13 protein-coding genes are annotated in these 13,634 nt (G+C 58.4%); 12 read left to right on the top strand and 1 reads right to left on the bottom strand.

Features of this window, described 5'->3' with window-relative positions:
- The first annotated feature begins 17 nt into the window (after positions 1 to 17).
- The 4 genes from QPL95_RS17645 (at position 18) to QPL95_RS17630 (ending at position 6,586) form a co-directional block, all read left to right on the top strand.
- On the top strand, positions 18 to 1,226 hold the full coding sequence (locus QPL95_RS17645) for an acetyl-CoA C-acetyltransferase (RefSeq protein WP_303292240.1): 1,209 nt from the start codon (positions 18 to 20) through the stop codon (positions 1,224 to 1,226).
- A 29-nt stretch (positions 1,227 to 1,255) separates the two neighbouring features.
- A complete protein-coding gene (locus QPL95_RS17640; RefSeq protein ID WP_303292239.1) occupies positions 1,256 to 3,406 on the top strand; it encodes a 3-hydroxyacyl-CoA dehydrogenase NAD-binding domain-containing protein in 2,151 nt (716 codons plus the stop codon).
- A 238-nt stretch (positions 3,407 to 3,644) separates the two neighbouring features.
- Entirely contained in the window at positions 3,645 to 5,828 is a 2,184-nt protein-coding gene (locus QPL95_RS17635) for a carboxy terminal-processing peptidase (protein WP_303292238.1), read from the top strand.
- The gene (locus tag QPL95_RS17630) at positions 5,825 to 6,586 is read left to right on the top strand and encodes a helix-turn-helix transcriptional regulator (protein WP_303292237.1); all 762 of its coding nucleotides are present in this window, start codon (positions 5,825 to 5,827) and stop codon (positions 6,584 to 6,586) included. Before QPL95_RS17635 ends, QPL95_RS17630 begins: the two co-directional genes overlap by 4 nt.
- Here the strand turns inward: QPL95_RS17630 and mtnA are convergent.
- Positions 6,575 to 7,630: an S-methyl-5-thioribose-1-phosphate isomerase gene (mtnA, locus tag QPL95_RS17625; RefSeq protein ID WP_303292236.1), complete on the bottom strand. Its 1,056-nt coding sequence runs from the start codon at positions 7,628 to 7,630 to the stop codon at positions 6,575 to 6,577. The genes QPL95_RS17630 and mtnA overlap by 12 nt on opposite strands.
- A gap of 169 nt (positions 7,631 to 7,799) precedes the next feature.
- Here mtnA and QPL95_RS17620 point away from each other — a divergent pair, with 169 nt between their 5' ends.
- The 8 genes from QPL95_RS17620 to rdgC all read left to right on the top strand — a co-directional run bounded on the left by QPL95_RS17620 (position 7,800) and on the right by rdgC (position 13,629).
- The gene (locus QPL95_RS17620; protein ID WP_303292235.1) at positions 7,800 to 9,128 is read left to right on the top strand and encodes a TRZ/ATZ family hydrolase; all 1,329 of its coding nucleotides are present in this window, start codon (positions 7,800 to 7,802) and stop codon (positions 9,126 to 9,128) included.
- A 21-nt stretch (positions 9,129 to 9,149) separates the two neighbouring features.
- Entirely contained in the window at positions 9,150 to 9,866 is a 717-nt protein-coding gene (gene ubiG, locus QPL95_RS17615) for a bifunctional 2-polyprenyl-6-hydroxyphenol methylase/3-demethylubiquinol 3-O-methyltransferase UbiG (protein WP_303292234.1), read from the top strand.
- The gene (gene gph, locus QPL95_RS17610; protein ID WP_303292233.1) at positions 9,856 to 10,521 is read left to right on the top strand and encodes a phosphoglycolate phosphatase; all 666 of its coding nucleotides are present in this window, start codon (positions 9,856 to 9,858) and stop codon (positions 10,519 to 10,521) included. The genes ubiG and gph overlap by 11 nt, the downstream gene beginning before the upstream one ends.
- Before the next feature lie 65 nt (positions 10,522 to 10,586).
- On the top strand, positions 10,587 to 11,339 hold the full coding sequence (locus QPL95_RS17605; RefSeq protein WP_303292232.1) for a YciK family oxidoreductase: 753 nt from the start codon (positions 10,587 to 10,589) through the stop codon (positions 11,337 to 11,339).
- Positions 11,339 to 11,572: a glutaredoxin family protein gene (locus tag QPL95_RS17600; RefSeq protein WP_303292231.1), complete on the top strand. Its 234-nt coding sequence runs from the start codon at positions 11,339 to 11,341 to the stop codon at positions 11,570 to 11,572. Before QPL95_RS17605 ends, QPL95_RS17600 begins: the two co-directional genes overlap by 1 nt.
- Before the next feature lie 12 nt (positions 11,573 to 11,584).
- The gene (gene yaaA, locus QPL95_RS17595; protein ID WP_303292229.1) at positions 11,585 to 12,358 is read left to right on the top strand and encodes a peroxide stress protein YaaA; all 774 of its coding nucleotides are present in this window, start codon (positions 11,585 to 11,587) and stop codon (positions 12,356 to 12,358) included.
- Positions 12,359 to 12,406: 48 nt separating this feature from the next.
- The gene (locus tag QPL95_RS17590; protein ID WP_303292228.1) at positions 12,407 to 12,607 is read left to right on the top strand and encodes a DUF2788 domain-containing protein; all 201 of its coding nucleotides are present in this window, start codon (positions 12,407 to 12,409) and stop codon (positions 12,605 to 12,607) included.
- A gap of 95 nt (positions 12,608 to 12,702) precedes the next feature.
- Complete coding sequence (gene rdgC / locus QPL95_RS17585; protein WP_303292227.1) at positions 12,703 to 13,629, top strand: recombination-associated protein RdgC; 927 nt, start codon at positions 12,703 to 12,705, stop codon at positions 13,627 to 13,629.
- Positions 13,630 to 13,634 lie beyond the last annotated feature (5 nt).

Genomic DNA, 13,634 nt, shown 5'->3' with positions numbered 1-13,634 from the left:
TCAACAGAGGAACAACCATGACCACCGAGGCGTACATTTTTGATGCCGTTCGCACCCCCCGCGGCCGCGGCAAGAAAGACGGTTCGCTGCACAGCGTCAAACCCATCAGCCTGCTCACCACCGTCCTCAAGGCCCTGCAGGAACGTAACCAGCTGGATACCGCCCAGGTGGACGACATTGTCATGGGCTGCGTTACTGCCGTAGGCGACCAGGGCGCAGACATTGCCAAAACCGCCGCACTCGCCGCCGACTGGGACGAGAAAGTGGCCGGCGTTACCCTGAACCGTTTCTGCGCCTCCGGCCTGGAAGCCGTCAACCTGGCTGCCATGAAAGTACGCTCCGGCTGGGAAGACATGGTGGTAGCGGGCGGCGTTGAAGCCATGTCCCGCGTACCCATGGGCTCCGATGGCGGCGCCTGGGCCACCGACCCGGAAACCAACCTGCACACAGGCTTCATGCCCCAGGGCATCGGGGCTGACCTGATCGCCACTCTGGAAGGCTTCAGCCGTGAAGATGTCGATGGCTTTGCCGTGAAATCCCAGCAAAAAGCCGCCAACGCCTGGGACAAGGGTTACTTCGCCAAATCCATCGTACCGGTCACCGACCAGAACGGCGTGGTGATTCTGGACCGCGACGAGCATGTGCGCGGCAACACCACCGTGGAATCCCTGGCCAGCCTGAAACCCTCGTTCCAGATGATGGGTGAGATGGGCTTCGATGGCGTGGCTCGTGAAAAATATCACTACGTGGAAAATATCAATCACGTGCACCACGCGGGCAACTCCTCCGGCATTGTCGACGGTGCCACCGCCGTGCTGATTGGCAGCGAAGCCAAAGGCAAGGAACTGGGTCTGAAGCCCCGTGCCCGCATTGTGGCCACTGCGGTCACCAGCACAGACCCCACCATCATGCTCACCGGCCCTGCCCCCGCCGCCCGCAAGGCGCTGGAGAAAGCGGGCATGACCGTGGACCAGATCGACCTGTTTGAAGTGAACGAAGCCTTTGCCTCAGTGGTGATGCGCTTCCAGAAAGAACTGTCCGTTCCGGACGAGAAAGTGAATGTGAACGGCGGCGCCATCGCCATGGGCCACCCGCTGGGTGCTACCGGTGCCATCATCCTCGGCACCCTGCTGGATGAACTGGAGCGCCGTGAACTGCGCTACGGCCTGGCCACCCTGTGTGTGGGCGGCGGCATGGGCATTGCCACCATCATCGAGCGCGTCTGAACGCCACTTTCAAATAAAAGGAACCGACCATGAGTGCCATCCAATACGACCTGGGTTCAGACCAGATTCTGACCCTGACCATCGACATGCCGGGCCAGTCCGCCAACACCATGAACGGCGAGTTTCGCACCGCCCTGACCGACACCGTCAGCAAGGTCAAAGGTGATCTGGACAAGATCAAAGGCATCATTATCGCCTCCGCCAAAAAAACCTTTTTCGCCGGCGGCGACCTGAACGAGCTTCACAAAGTCACCCGCGAGCAGGCCAAAGACTTCGAGGCCATGATCAACAGCCTGAAAGCCGATATGCGGGCGCTGGAAACCTGTGGCAAACCGGTTGTGGCAGCTATTAACGGCACGGCCCTCGGCGGCGGACTGGAACTGGCGCTGGCGTGTCATTACCGCGTTGCCATTGATGGCGACCGCACCCAGCTGGGCCTGCCGGAAGTGACTCTGGGCCTGCTGCCCGGCGGTGGCGGCACCCAGCGCCTGCCCCGGATGATTGGACTGGAAGCTGCTTTCCCGTTCCTGATGGAAGGCAAAAAGGTTAATCCGAAAGCGGCCCTGAAAGCGGGCATCGTGAATGAACTGGCCAGCTCATCGGAAGACATGATCGCCAAGGCCCGGGCCTTTATTGAAGCTAATCCCAAGTGCCAGCAACCCTGGGACCAGAAAGGCTTCAAATTCCCCGGCGGCGCCCCGCATCATCCAGCCATGGCGCAGAAACTGGCCATCGCACCGGCCATGCTGCGGCAAAAAACCAAGGGCTGTTACCCTGCCCCTGAGCGGATTCTAGCAGCAGCCGTGGAAGGCGCCCAGGTGGACTTCGACAACGGCAGCCTGATTGAAACCCGATACTTTGCCGAGCTGGCCACTGGCCAGGTTGCCAAGAACATGACCGGCACCTTCTGGTTCCAACTCAACGCCATCAAGGCCGGTGGTAGCCGCCCGGATGGTGTGGATAAAGAAACCTTCAGGAAAGTGGGCGTACTGGGTGCCGGCATGATGGGCGCCGGCATAGCTTACTCCACCGCCAGCCGCGGCATTGAAGTGGTGTTGAAGGATGTTTCTGTTGAGAACGCGGCGAAAGGCAAACGCTACTCCGAGAACCTGCTGGCCAAGAAAGTCAGCCGCGGTCGCATGACCGAGGACCAGAAAGACGAAGTACTGGCCCGTATCACGGCCACAGCCTCCGCCGAGGATCTCGAGGGTTGCGACCTGATTATTGAGGCGGTGTTTGAAGACAGCGACCTGAAAGCCAAGGTTACCCAGGAATCGGAACCGAAATTGGTGACCAACGGTATCTTTGCCTCCAACACATCCACCATCCCCATTACCCAACTGGCCAAGGCCTCCGCCAAGCCGGACAACTTCATCGGCCTGCACTTCTTCTCCCCGGTGGACAAGATGCAGCTGGTAGAAATCATCGTGGGCGAGAAAACCTCCGATGACACCTTGGCCCGCGCATTCGACTACGTGCAGCAGATCGGCAAGATCCCCATCGTGGTCAACGACAGCCGCGGCTTCTTCACCTCCCGGGTGTTCGGCACCTTCGTGAACGAAGGCATCAGCATGCTGGCCGAGGGCATTCACCCCTCCAGCATCGAGAACGCCGGTTTGTTAGCCGGTATGCCGGTAGGGCCACTGGCAATTTCTGATGAAGTCAGCATGACCCTGATGCAGCACATCCGCGCCCAGAGCCGGAAAGACACCGAAGCCGCAGGCGGCACCTGGCAGCCACACCCGGCCGAAGCGGTCATCGATGCCATGGTCGACACCCACGGTCGCAAGGGTAAAGCCGCCGGTGCCGGTTTCTACGAGTACCCGGAGAAAGGTAAAAAGTACCTGTGGCCGGAACTGGAGAACCTGTTCGTAGACCAGGCCAAGGCTCGCAGCGTGCAGCTTCAGGAGCTGAAAGACCGCATCCTGTTCATCCAGGCCATCGAGACCATCCGCTGCCTGGAAGAAGGCGTGCTGAGAACCGTGGAAGATGCCAATATCGGCAGCATCTTCGGCATTGGCTACGCGCCCTGGACCGGCGGTGCCATCCAGTTCGTCAATCATTACGGCGTTCGCGCCTTTGCCGAACGGGCCCAGCAACTGGCGGACCAGTATGGTGAGCGGTTCACACCGCCAGCGCTTCTCCTGAGTAAAGCAGAGAACAACGAAAACTTCGCCTGAACGGTAAGCGACCGGAGGCCTCCTCCGGTCGCTTACCCCCTCCTCTTTACTTTCTGTTACCTGCCCCCATCTAAAACCCCGGGCCGCAACGTATATGGACATATTGTCACGAAGCTATACGCCTGGCCTATGGCAACAGGTGTAGCGGTTGCCTACAATAAATTGACTAGTCACGGGTAATCATTCTGCCAGCAAAGCTGACATGTTCCGGTTTCCCAGTATCACCAGGTATGCCTATATGACCATCGCGGAAAAAGCCATGACCCGTAACCACCGTCCGGCCCTTATCAAAAAAGCCGGAGTTTGCGTTGCGTTAAGTCTTGCCCTGCTCATTCCCGGCTTGTCCGGCCTTCAGGCAAAAGTGGAGGATTCGGCTGAGTATCAACCGGTAGCACCTACCATTGATCAGGCCCGGGCCAACATCCTGATTGCCCGCCAGCTGCAATTTACACACTTCCGCGACCTGGGCATCAGCGATGAGCTGTCGGGCGATGTGTTCGATGCCTACCTCAACTATCTGGACGGCCAGCGAATCTATCTTACCCAGCAGGATATTGATGCGTTGTCCGGGGTCAGAACCCGGCTCGGGTCTGCCCTGAAAACCGGCCAGCTCCAGCCGGGCTTTGACATCTACAACCTGGTTCAACAACGGGTTATCGAGCGGCTGAAGTTTGCCCAGGGAATTATCAATGATGGCATCGAAAACCTGGATTTCAGCGCCATCGACAAGATTCGTGTTGATCGCTCAGAGGGCCCCTGGGAAGCTGATACGGCTGCCCTGGACGAGCTCTGGATCAAGCGAATCAAAAATGCCGTGCTGGCCCAACGCCTGAACGGTACTGACGACGAAGCCATTACAGAAAGCCTGCTCCGCCGATACGAAGGCCAGCTCAAGCGCGCCTATCAGGCCCGCAGCGAAGATGCCTTCCAGGCTTACATGAACGCCTTTACCGGCATGTGGGACCCACACACATCGTACTTTTCCCCACGCACCTCCGAGAACTTCAATATCAACATGAGCCTGTCGCTTGAAGGCATTGGTGCGGTGCTGCAGTCTGACAACGAATACACCAAAGTGGTTCGCCTCGTTCCCGGTGGCCCTGCGTCCAAGCAAGGGCAGCTCCAGCCAGCGGACAGGATTGTCTCAGTAGGCCAGGAAGGCGATAAACCCGTTAACGTGATCGGCTGGCGCCTTGACGAAGTGGTGGACCTTATTCGCGGCCCGCGTAACTCCACGGTTAGTCTGGAAGTCATCCCGGCAAACGCCTCCGATGAAACCGTCACCCGGAGCATCGCTATAAAGCGTGACGAAGTGAAGCTGGAAGAGCAAAGCGCCAGCAAGGATGTCATCGAATTCGACAGACAAGGGGAAACCTATAGAATTGGTGTGATCACCATCCCCACCTTCTATGCAGACTTCCAGGCCATGCAGGCCGGCGATCCGGACTACAAAAGCACAACCCGTGACGTCCGCAAGCTCATTAACGAGCTCAAGCAGGATGGCATTGATGGCGTGGTCATGGACCTCCGTAACAACGGTGGCGGTGCCCTGCACGAAGCGAACGACCTCGTCGGCCTCTTCATCGACAAAGGCCCCACCGTACAGATCCGCAACGCCAACAACGACGTTCAAGTGCTGGACGATGAAGATCCCGCCGTGGTCTATGACGGCCCGCTGGTGGTTCTGGTCAACCGTATGAGTGCCTCAGCCTCGGAAATCTTTGCAGGGGCCATTCAGGATTATGGCCGCGGCCTGGTGGTGGGCTCTCAAACCTTCGGCAAGGGCACCGTTCAGGCGGTTCGCCCGCTGAACCACGGTCAGTTGAAAATTACCCAATCCAAGTTCTACCGGGTCTCCGGCGGCTCAACTCAGCACAAAGGCGTGATTCCGGATATCGAAATTCCGTCCCGGATCGACAAGACCCGCATCGGTGAAGACGCACTGGACCATGCGCTGCCATGGGATCAGATTGAAGCGGTGCCACACACCCGTTATTACGATTTCAGCGGTGTGATTGACGAGCTTCGTGCGCGCCACGACGAGCGCTTTGCCGCCAGCCCTGAGTTCAGCCTGCTGCAAAGGGAAATCGAGTTTCTGAACCAGCAACGGGAGATGGACTACGTAAGCCTGAATCTGGAAGAGCGTACCGTTCATCACAGCCAGATTGAGAATACCCGGCTAACCATCGCCAACGCTCGCCGTGACCTCCGGGGTGAAAAGCCATTTGAAACACTGGAAGATCTCGAGCAATGGCAGGATGAGCAAGCCGCCGACCTGGACACCACCGACGACGAGCTGGATTTCGTGATTCGCGAAGGCGGCCACATCATGGCCGACCTACTGGAACTGGACCAGCGCATGGCGTCAATCCTTACGCCCACCCAGTTCGCGGCCAAAGCCGAAGCTCCCATAGCACAATGACACAGGGCACAGCCTCTGGGGGCCAGCAAGACAGCCAGAGAAAGGCTCAGGCGTTCCGGGACATGCTGCTGGACGCACTGCATGCCATGCGTTCCATGGAAGCCGCAGAAGGTGTGGCAGGCTCCGAAGGCCGCAACAAATCGCCAGATGGCTTTCTGGAGCGTATCGTCGGGTTTACCGGTTCGGCGCTGAGATTCGGAGCAAGGGCGACCGACACGTCCCTGCGAGTGGGCCGAGCACTCGTGAATTCCCAGGATCAACTGCGGACCATGCTGGCCGCCGGCCAATCGCTCAAAGATATCCGCGAAGTCGCGGGCCTGACGCTTTCCGAAATGAGCGAAGCGCTGAACCTGAAAGACAAGTCCCTGCTTGAAGCCATTGAGAACGGCACATCTACGCTGTCTTTCGAGCTGATTCTAAGGCTCGCGGCTCTGATTGCCAGAAACGACCCCATTCCATTCATCATGCGCACGACCCGGAATTACAACCCGGAGGTCTGGCAGATCCTGAACGACTGGGGCATTGGCCGCGTTCCACTACAGTTCGAGCGGGAGCGGGAATTTATTAACATTTTCCGACGCCACGATGACGCCCGGAACCTGTCCGACGAAGGTTTCCGGAAGGTGCTTGAGTTCACCCGCCACAGCTTTGAAATGTCCATGCACTTTATTGAGCAGCAAGAAAAGGACGTTGCAGAGCTGAAAGCCAGCCTCCAGCCCCGCGACTCAACGCACAGTAAAACGCCCTCAGGCAAATAACGACTTCATCCCGGCTTTGTCCGGGTTTCGCACCGCACCCTTTTCTGTGACGATGGCATCAATCAGGCTGGCTGGCGTCACATCAAACACCGGGTTAAACACCTCAACCCCTGCAGGTGCCAGCGGAATACCGCGAATTTCCCGAATCTCTGTGCCTTCGCGCTCTTCGATCGGAATGTCTTTGCCGGAAGCCAGCGCCATGTCCACCGTGCTGGAGGGCGCCACCACCATAAACCCGACGTTATGATATCGAGCCAGGACCGCCAGGCTGTAGGTTCCGATTTTATTGGCAACGTCGCCATTAGCGGTAATCCGGTCAGCCCCGACAATCACCCACTTAACCTTGCCACTGGCCAGAATTGCCGCCGCCGCGCCATCGGCATTCAGGGTAACGGGGATCTCATCCCGCGCCAACTCCCAGGCCGTCAGGCGACTGCCCTGTAGCCAGGGGCGAGTTTCATCGGCAAAGACGTTTTCAAGCAGCTGGCGCTCATGCAACCGGCGAATCACGCCTAGCGCTGTGCCATAACCGCCGGTCGCCAGCGCACCGGTATTGCAGTGTGTCAATACGCTGATCGCCTGTTCCGGGTGCATAACGTCCAGAGCATGGTCTGCCATGGCCAGGTTGGCGGCCAGGTCTTCCTCATGGATTCGCACCGCCTCCGAGGCCAACTGCTCCGCCGCCTCATCCCGTGACTGGCAGGCCAGAAGTACCCGTTCCATGCGCTGCAAGGCCCAGAAAAGATTGACCGCCGTAGGCCGCGATTTCGCAAGTGTATCAATGGCCTGCGCGACGTCCCCTTGCCAGTCAGCGCCGCCGGCGTGACGGGCTGCCAGCGCCACGCCATAGGCGGCACTGATCCCGATCGCCGGGGCACCGCGCACCACCATATCCGTAATGCACTGAGCAACCGCAGAGGCTCCTTCCGCCGTAATCCAGTGCTCATCTGTGGGTAGCAGCCGTTGGTCCAGAAGCTCCAATTTGTCGCCATGCCAGCGCATGGCGACGGTTCCCATCGATCGTTGGTCCGTGGAATTTGCCATTAACAGCTCCGTATGCGGTCGTAAAAAGCGCAGTATAGCTTTTTCCAACTGCGTTTATACCTCTTCTGCCCCTGCGCCCGGGGTAGTTCTGCCGGTGCCGGCTGGTTATACTTGCCCGTTGAATTTATTGGCACAGTGAGCCTGTGCCCCGCACCTTCAAGGCAGGTTAATGACGGCAGACACCATCACCGCAGCCGATACCCGGATCAACGCCCGCTGGCTGATTCCCGTTGAACCTTTTGGCGTGGTGCTGGAGCACCAGGCAGTTATTCTCCAGGGCAGCCGCATCGTTGCCGTTGTGCCCCAGGCCGACGCCGATCAGGTGTTTCGCACCCGCGAAACCCTCAACCTTGATCAGCATGTGGTGCTGCCCGGGCTGATCAACCTGCACGGCCATACCGCTATGTCATTATTCAGAGGCATGGCGGATGACCTCCCGCTGATGACCTGGCTGAATGACCACATCTGGCCCGCCGAAGGCAAATTTGTCAGCGAGCAGTTTGTGCTGGACGGCACCCGTCTGGCGATGGCGGAAATGCTGCGCACCGGCACCACCACTTTCTCGGACATGTACTTCTTCCCGGAAGTTACCGCTCAAGCGGCCCACGATGCAGGCATGCGGGCGCAGGTTTGCTTTCCACTGATGGACATGCCCACGGTATGGGGTTCCGGGCCGGACGAATACCTGCGCAAAGGTGCAGACCTGATTGCCCACTGGCAGCAGGACACCTTCATCATGCCGGCGATCGGGCCCCATGCGCCTTATACCGTATCAGACCAGCCACTGAGAGCCGCCGTGGAACTGTCGCACCAAACCGGCGCGGCCATACAGATTCACCTGCATGAAACGGCATTCGAGGTGGAGGAAGCCTTGAAGGCATCTGGCCAGCGCCCGATTGCCCGCATGGCGGACCTCGGAATTCTGGGCAGCAACAGCCAGTACGTGCACATGACCCAGATCAGTGATTCCGATCTGGCGCACCTGACCCATGCCGGAGGCCACGTTGTCCACTGCCCCGAGTCTAATCTTAAGCTGGCCAGTGGCCTGTGCCCGGTTCAGAAGCTGATCGACAGCGACATCAACGTATCCATCGGAACCGACGGCGCTGCCAGCAACAACGATCTGGACCTGTTTGGCGAGCTGAAAACCGCCGCCATGCTCGCCAAAGTAGTCGCCGGCGATGCCTCCGCCCTGTCGGCCCACAAAGCACTGGAAATGGCCACCCTGAATGGTGCCCGGGCCCTGGGCCGGGAACAGGAACTGGGCTCACTGGTGGCGGGCAAGCTGGCCGACCTGATCGCTGTCGATCTGAGCGACCCGTATCTGCAACCGGTGTACGACCCAGCCTCACACCTGGTGTACAGCAATCACGGCCGGGCAGTAAGCCATAGCTGGATTCACGGCGTACCTCAATTACAGGATGGCCGCCTTACCCGAATTGACGTGCCAGACCTGATGCTGCGGGTCCGCGACTGGCAAAAACAGATTCTCAGTTAATTTTTTAATCAGGTGCAAACCATGAGCAACCAGAACGTAGACCAGAACGAGATTGCCAAGTTTGAAGCACTGGCCAGCCGCTGGTGGGATCCGACCAGCGAATTCAAGCCGCTGCACGACATTAACCCCCTGCGCCTGAACTTCATCGACGAGCGGGTATCGCTGGCTGGCAAACGCGTGCTCGACGTAGGCTGCGGCGGCGGCTTGCTGTCTGAAGGCATGGCTCTGCGTGGCGCCCACGTGACCGGCATTGACATGGGCGAAGCACCGCTGAACGTAGCGAGGCTGCACGGTCTCGAATCCGGAGTAAAGGTGGACTACCGCCAAACCACCATCGAAGAGCTTGCCAGGGACCCGGAACACGCCGGCCAGTATGACGCGGTGACTTGCCTGGAAATGCTGGAGCACGTACCCGACCCCGCTTCCGTGATCAAGGCGTGCGCCGCCATGTTGCGCCCGGGCGGGCACATGTTCGTTTCCACCATCAATCGCAACCCAAAATCCTTCCTGTTTGCCATTGTCGGTGCGGAGTATGTTCTGAACATGCTACCCAAAGGCACCCATGAGTGGAAAAAGTTCATTCGCCCCTCGGAGATGTCGGATCACCTGCGCCATGCCGGCCTGGAAATCCGGGAGCTGACCGGCATGACTTACAACCCCATCACCAAAGTCTACAAGCTGGGCCGTGATGTCGACGTCAACTACCTGATGCATGCCCGGGATATCCGTGAAGACTGAAACCAGACCCTCTGCGGTGCTGTTTGATCTGGACGGCACCCTGATCGATACCGCGCCGGACTTTATCCGCTGCCTGAACCAGCTCCGTCAGCAGCATGGTCTGGAACCTCTGCCGCCGGAACACATCCGCCGTTCGGTATCCAACGGTGCCAGAGCCATGATCCGGGTGGGTTTCAAACTTGAACCCGACCACGAAGGCTATGTCGAAAAGCACACCGCTTTTCTGGATCTATACGAAGCCGGCGTGGCCGTCGAAACCACCCTGTTCGAGGGCATGGATGCCCTGCTGAAAAGCCTGGAAAGCAGAGGCATTCCCTGGGGCGTTGTGACCAACAAACCCGCACGGTTTGCCACGCCGCTGATTGAAGCTCTGGGACTGGCACACCGCTGCGCCACGTTGATCTGCCCGGACCATGTGACCGAACGCAAACCCCATCCCGAGCCGCTGTTTCTGGCTTGCCGCGAAATCGGCGCCGCACCGGAGCAGGCAATCTACGTGGGGGATCACGAGCGGGATATCGAAGCCGGCCGTAACGCCGGCATGCACACCATTGCCGTGCGCTACGGCTACATTGAACAACCGGAAACCGTTGATCTGTGGCAAGCCGATACCATCGCAGACACAGTCAGCGATCTGTCAAAGCTGTTACAATAGCGCCCGACTTATTTCATCACCGGCAGTCAACACCGCCGGAACTTGCCTGAACACGGAGACAGGTTATGCATGATTACCAGGCACCCGCCGATCTTCTGAAAGACCGCATTGTCATGGTAACCGGAGCCGGCAGCGGCATTGGCCGCGCCGCCGCCAAAGCCTATGCCGCACACGGAGCAACGGTCATCCTGGTTGGCCGCACCGTCGCCCGGCTGGAAGAGGTTTACGATGAAATCGAAGCGGCTGGCTATCCGCAGCCAGCCATTGTACCCATGAACTTCGAAGGGGCTGCGGTCAAGGAATACGAAGAACTGGCCATGACCATCGAAGAAAACTTCGGCCGGCTGGATGGCCTGCTGCATAACGCCGGCATCCTGGGCTCACGCAGCCCGGTGGAACTGTACGATCCGGACACCTGGAACAAAGTGATGCAGGTAAATGCCACCGCACCGTTTCTGCTCAGCCGGGCGATGATTCCACTGCTGCGCCAGTCTGACAGCGCCTCGATGATTTTCACATCCTCAGGTGTTGGCCGTCAGGCCCGGGCTTACTGGGGCGCGTATGCGGTGTCCAAGTTTGCCGTAGAAGGGCTATCCCAATTGCTGGCCGATGAACTGGACGACGAACGCAATAACATCCGCGTGAACAGCCTCAACCCCGGTGCTACACGCACCGGCATGCGTGTACTGGCCTACCCGGCAGAAGATCCAAAAACAAACCCGGACCCGGAACAACTGATGCCCGTTTACCTGTATCTGATGGGCAAGGACAGCCAGGGCATCACCGGGCAGCAAATCGACGCGCAGCCTAAAAAATAATGGAACTGCTGTTTTACACCACGTCCAATTGTCATCTGTGCGAGCTGGCCGAAGCCCTTCTGGTCAATACACCCATGCCGGAACCCATCCCGGTGGATGTGGTCGATATTGCCCAGTCTGAAGCCCTGGTAGAACGCTACGGCACCCGCATCCCCGTTTTGCGCCGCAGCGACACGGGCGCAGAGCTGGGCTGGCCATTCAATCAGGATCAGTTACTGATGTTTTTGCAATGAGGATCTGCTGACATGCTGATGATCATTTCCCCCGCCAAAACGCTGGATTATGAGAGCCCGCTGGCGACGGAAACCTATACCCAGCCGGACTATCTGGATGATGCCTGCGAGCTGATTGATCAGCTCAAGGAACTGGAACCCCACCAGGTCAGTAACCTGATGAGCATCAGCGACAAACTGGGCCAGCTCAACGCCGAGCGTTTCCGGGACTGGCACACGCCGTTTACCCCGGACAACGCCCGCCAGGCCATTCTGGCGTTCAAGGGCGATGTCTACACCGGGCTGGATGCCGAAAGCTTCAACGAGGACGACTTCGCCTTTGCCCAGAAACATCTGCGCATGCTCTCGGGCCTCTACGGCCTGCTCAAACCGCTGGATCTGATGCAACCCTACCGGCTGGAGATGGGCACAAAATTCGAGAATAGACGGGGCAAAGATCTCTATGCCTTCTGGGGCAGTAAGCTGACCGACGCTCTGAACCGGCAGTTGGCGGAAGACGATCAGGTTCTGGTTAACCTGGCCTCCAACGAATACTTCAAAAGTGTTCAGACCAAAAAGCTGGATGGCCGCCTGGTCACGCCCCAGTTCAAAGACTGGAAAAACGGCAAGTACAAAATCATCAGTTTCTACGCCAAGAAGGCCCGGGGCCTGATGTGCCGCTACGCCATTCAGAATCGCATTACCCAGGCCGATGACCTCAAGGGCTTCAATCTGGAAGGTTACTACTTCAGCGAAGAACAATCCGATAACAACAACTGGGTCTTCCTGCGGGACGAGCAGAAATAGTCGTCCCACCATTCGCACATTTCAGTTTCAGTTGATATCGGAGTATCCATGAACGAAGCAGTATTTTCACAGATCGCCATGACGGTGTTTCTGACAGGTCTTATTATCTGGATGGGCTTTATCGTATGGGACCTGGCAAAGAAGTCCCAGGCTGGAAAATTCGGCACTATGGCGCTGTTCACCGTGCTGGGTGCCGGCGTTGTCGGTTTTATCGTTAAAACCGTGCTGGTTGAGATTATGCAGATCTGAACATGCCCTCCCGGTAACTTTACGGCTGCCGACGGGTGGCCGTATCATCGCTCCCCTTCTTGAAAGCCCTGACCAAACAGCAAGGACAAAAACCCATGTGGTTTCGTAACGCCCGAGTATTCCGTTTTACCAAACCGTTCGACATTACTGCCGAAGCCCTCGAAGAAAAATTGCAGGCCGATGCGTTCAAACCCTGTGGCCCGCAGGAAACCATGCGCCAGGGTTGGGTTTCTCCACTGGGAAAACACAGCGACCTGCTGGTTCACAGTGCCAACGGCTACCACCTGATCGCCCTTCGAAAAGAAGAGAAAATTCTGCCCGGCCCCGTGGTGAAAGAAGCCGTTGAAGAGCGTGCGGAAGCGATTGAGCTGGAGCAAAGCCGAAAGGTTCGCCGTAAAGAAAAAGATGAAATCAAGGAACAGGTCATGCTGGAAATGCTGCCTCAGGCCTTTTCCCGTAATCGCCGGTGCTACGCCTATCTGGCCCCGAAAGACGGCGTGATGGTCGTCGACGCAGGCTCCGCCAAGCAGGCCGAAGATCTGGCGTCCACGCTGCGCAAAACTCTGGGCTCCCTGCCCGTGCGGCCGCCAGCGGTTGAACAGGCGCCCGCGTTCACCTTTACCGGCTGGCTGAACGAAACCATCGACCATCCGGCCTCCATTGAGCTGGGCAACGAGTGTGAGCTGAAAGACCCGTCCGAAGACGGTGGCGTGGTGCGCTGCAAAGGGCTGGACCTGAAAGCCGATGAGATTCGCAACCACCTGGAAGCCGGAATGCAGGTGACCAAGCTGTCTCTCACCTGGGACAACAACGTACACCTGGTGCTGGACGAAGAACTGGGTATTCGCCGCCTGAAATTTGGCGAAACATTGCAGGAACAGCTGGACGGTGTGGATGCTGACGACGCGATCGCAAAATTCGACGCAGCCTTCACCATCATGACCCTGGAGCTGTCCAGAATGATTCCCGGGCTGCTGGAGGCCCTTGGCGGCGAAGATCGCTCGGCCATCGTTGAAGACTGAAACCA

This window comes from Marinobacter sp. SS5-14b (genome assembly GCF_030541005.1).
In the GTDB taxonomy this organism is placed as follows: domain Bacteria; phylum Pseudomonadota; class Gammaproteobacteria; order Pseudomonadales; family Oleiphilaceae; genus Marinobacter.
This window is presented reverse-complemented; position numbering and strand designations above follow the sequence as displayed.

Bases quoted from the DNA above. Each gene is read 5' to 3' on its own strand.
- QPL95_RS17645 (WP_303292240.1), top strand. From the start codon at position 18: ATGACCACCGAGGCGTACATTTTTGATGCCGTTCGCACCCCCCGCGGC.
- QPL95_RS17640 (WP_303292239.1), top strand. From the start codon at position 1,256: ATGAGTGCCATCCAATACGACCTGGGTTCAGACCAGATTCTGACCCTG.
- QPL95_RS17635 (WP_303292238.1), top strand. From the start codon at position 3,645: ATGACCATCGCGGAAAAAGCCATGACCCGTAACCACCGTCCGGCCCTT.
- QPL95_RS17630 (WP_303292237.1), top strand. From the start codon at position 5,825: ATGACACAGGGCACAGCCTCTGGGGGCCAGCAAGACAGCCAGAGAAAG.
- mtnA (WP_303292236.1), bottom strand. From the start codon at position 7,630: ATGGCAAATTCCACGGACCAACGATCGATGGGAACCGTCGCCATGCGC.
- QPL95_RS17620 (WP_303292235.1), top strand. From the start codon at position 7,800: ATGACGGCAGACACCATCACCGCAGCCGATACCCGGATCAACGCCCGC.
- ubiG (WP_303292234.1), top strand. From the start codon at position 9,150: ATGAGCAACCAGAACGTAGACCAGAACGAGATTGCCAAGTTTGAAGCA.
- QPL95_RS17605 (WP_303292232.1), top strand. From the start codon at position 10,587: ATGCATGATTACCAGGCACCCGCCGATCTTCTGAAAGACCGCATTGTC.
- QPL95_RS17600 (WP_303292231.1), top strand. From the start codon at position 11,339: ATGGAACTGCTGTTTTACACCACGTCCAATTGTCATCTGTGCGAGCTG.
- yaaA (WP_303292229.1), top strand. From the start codon at position 11,585: ATGCTGATGATCATTTCCCCCGCCAAAACGCTGGATTATGAGAGCCCG.
- QPL95_RS17590 (WP_303292228.1), top strand. From the start codon at position 12,407: ATGAACGAAGCAGTATTTTCACAGATCGCCATGACGGTGTTTCTGACA.
- rdgC (WP_303292227.1), top strand. From the start codon at position 12,703: ATGTGGTTTCGTAACGCCCGAGTATTCCGTTTTACCAAACCGTTCGAC.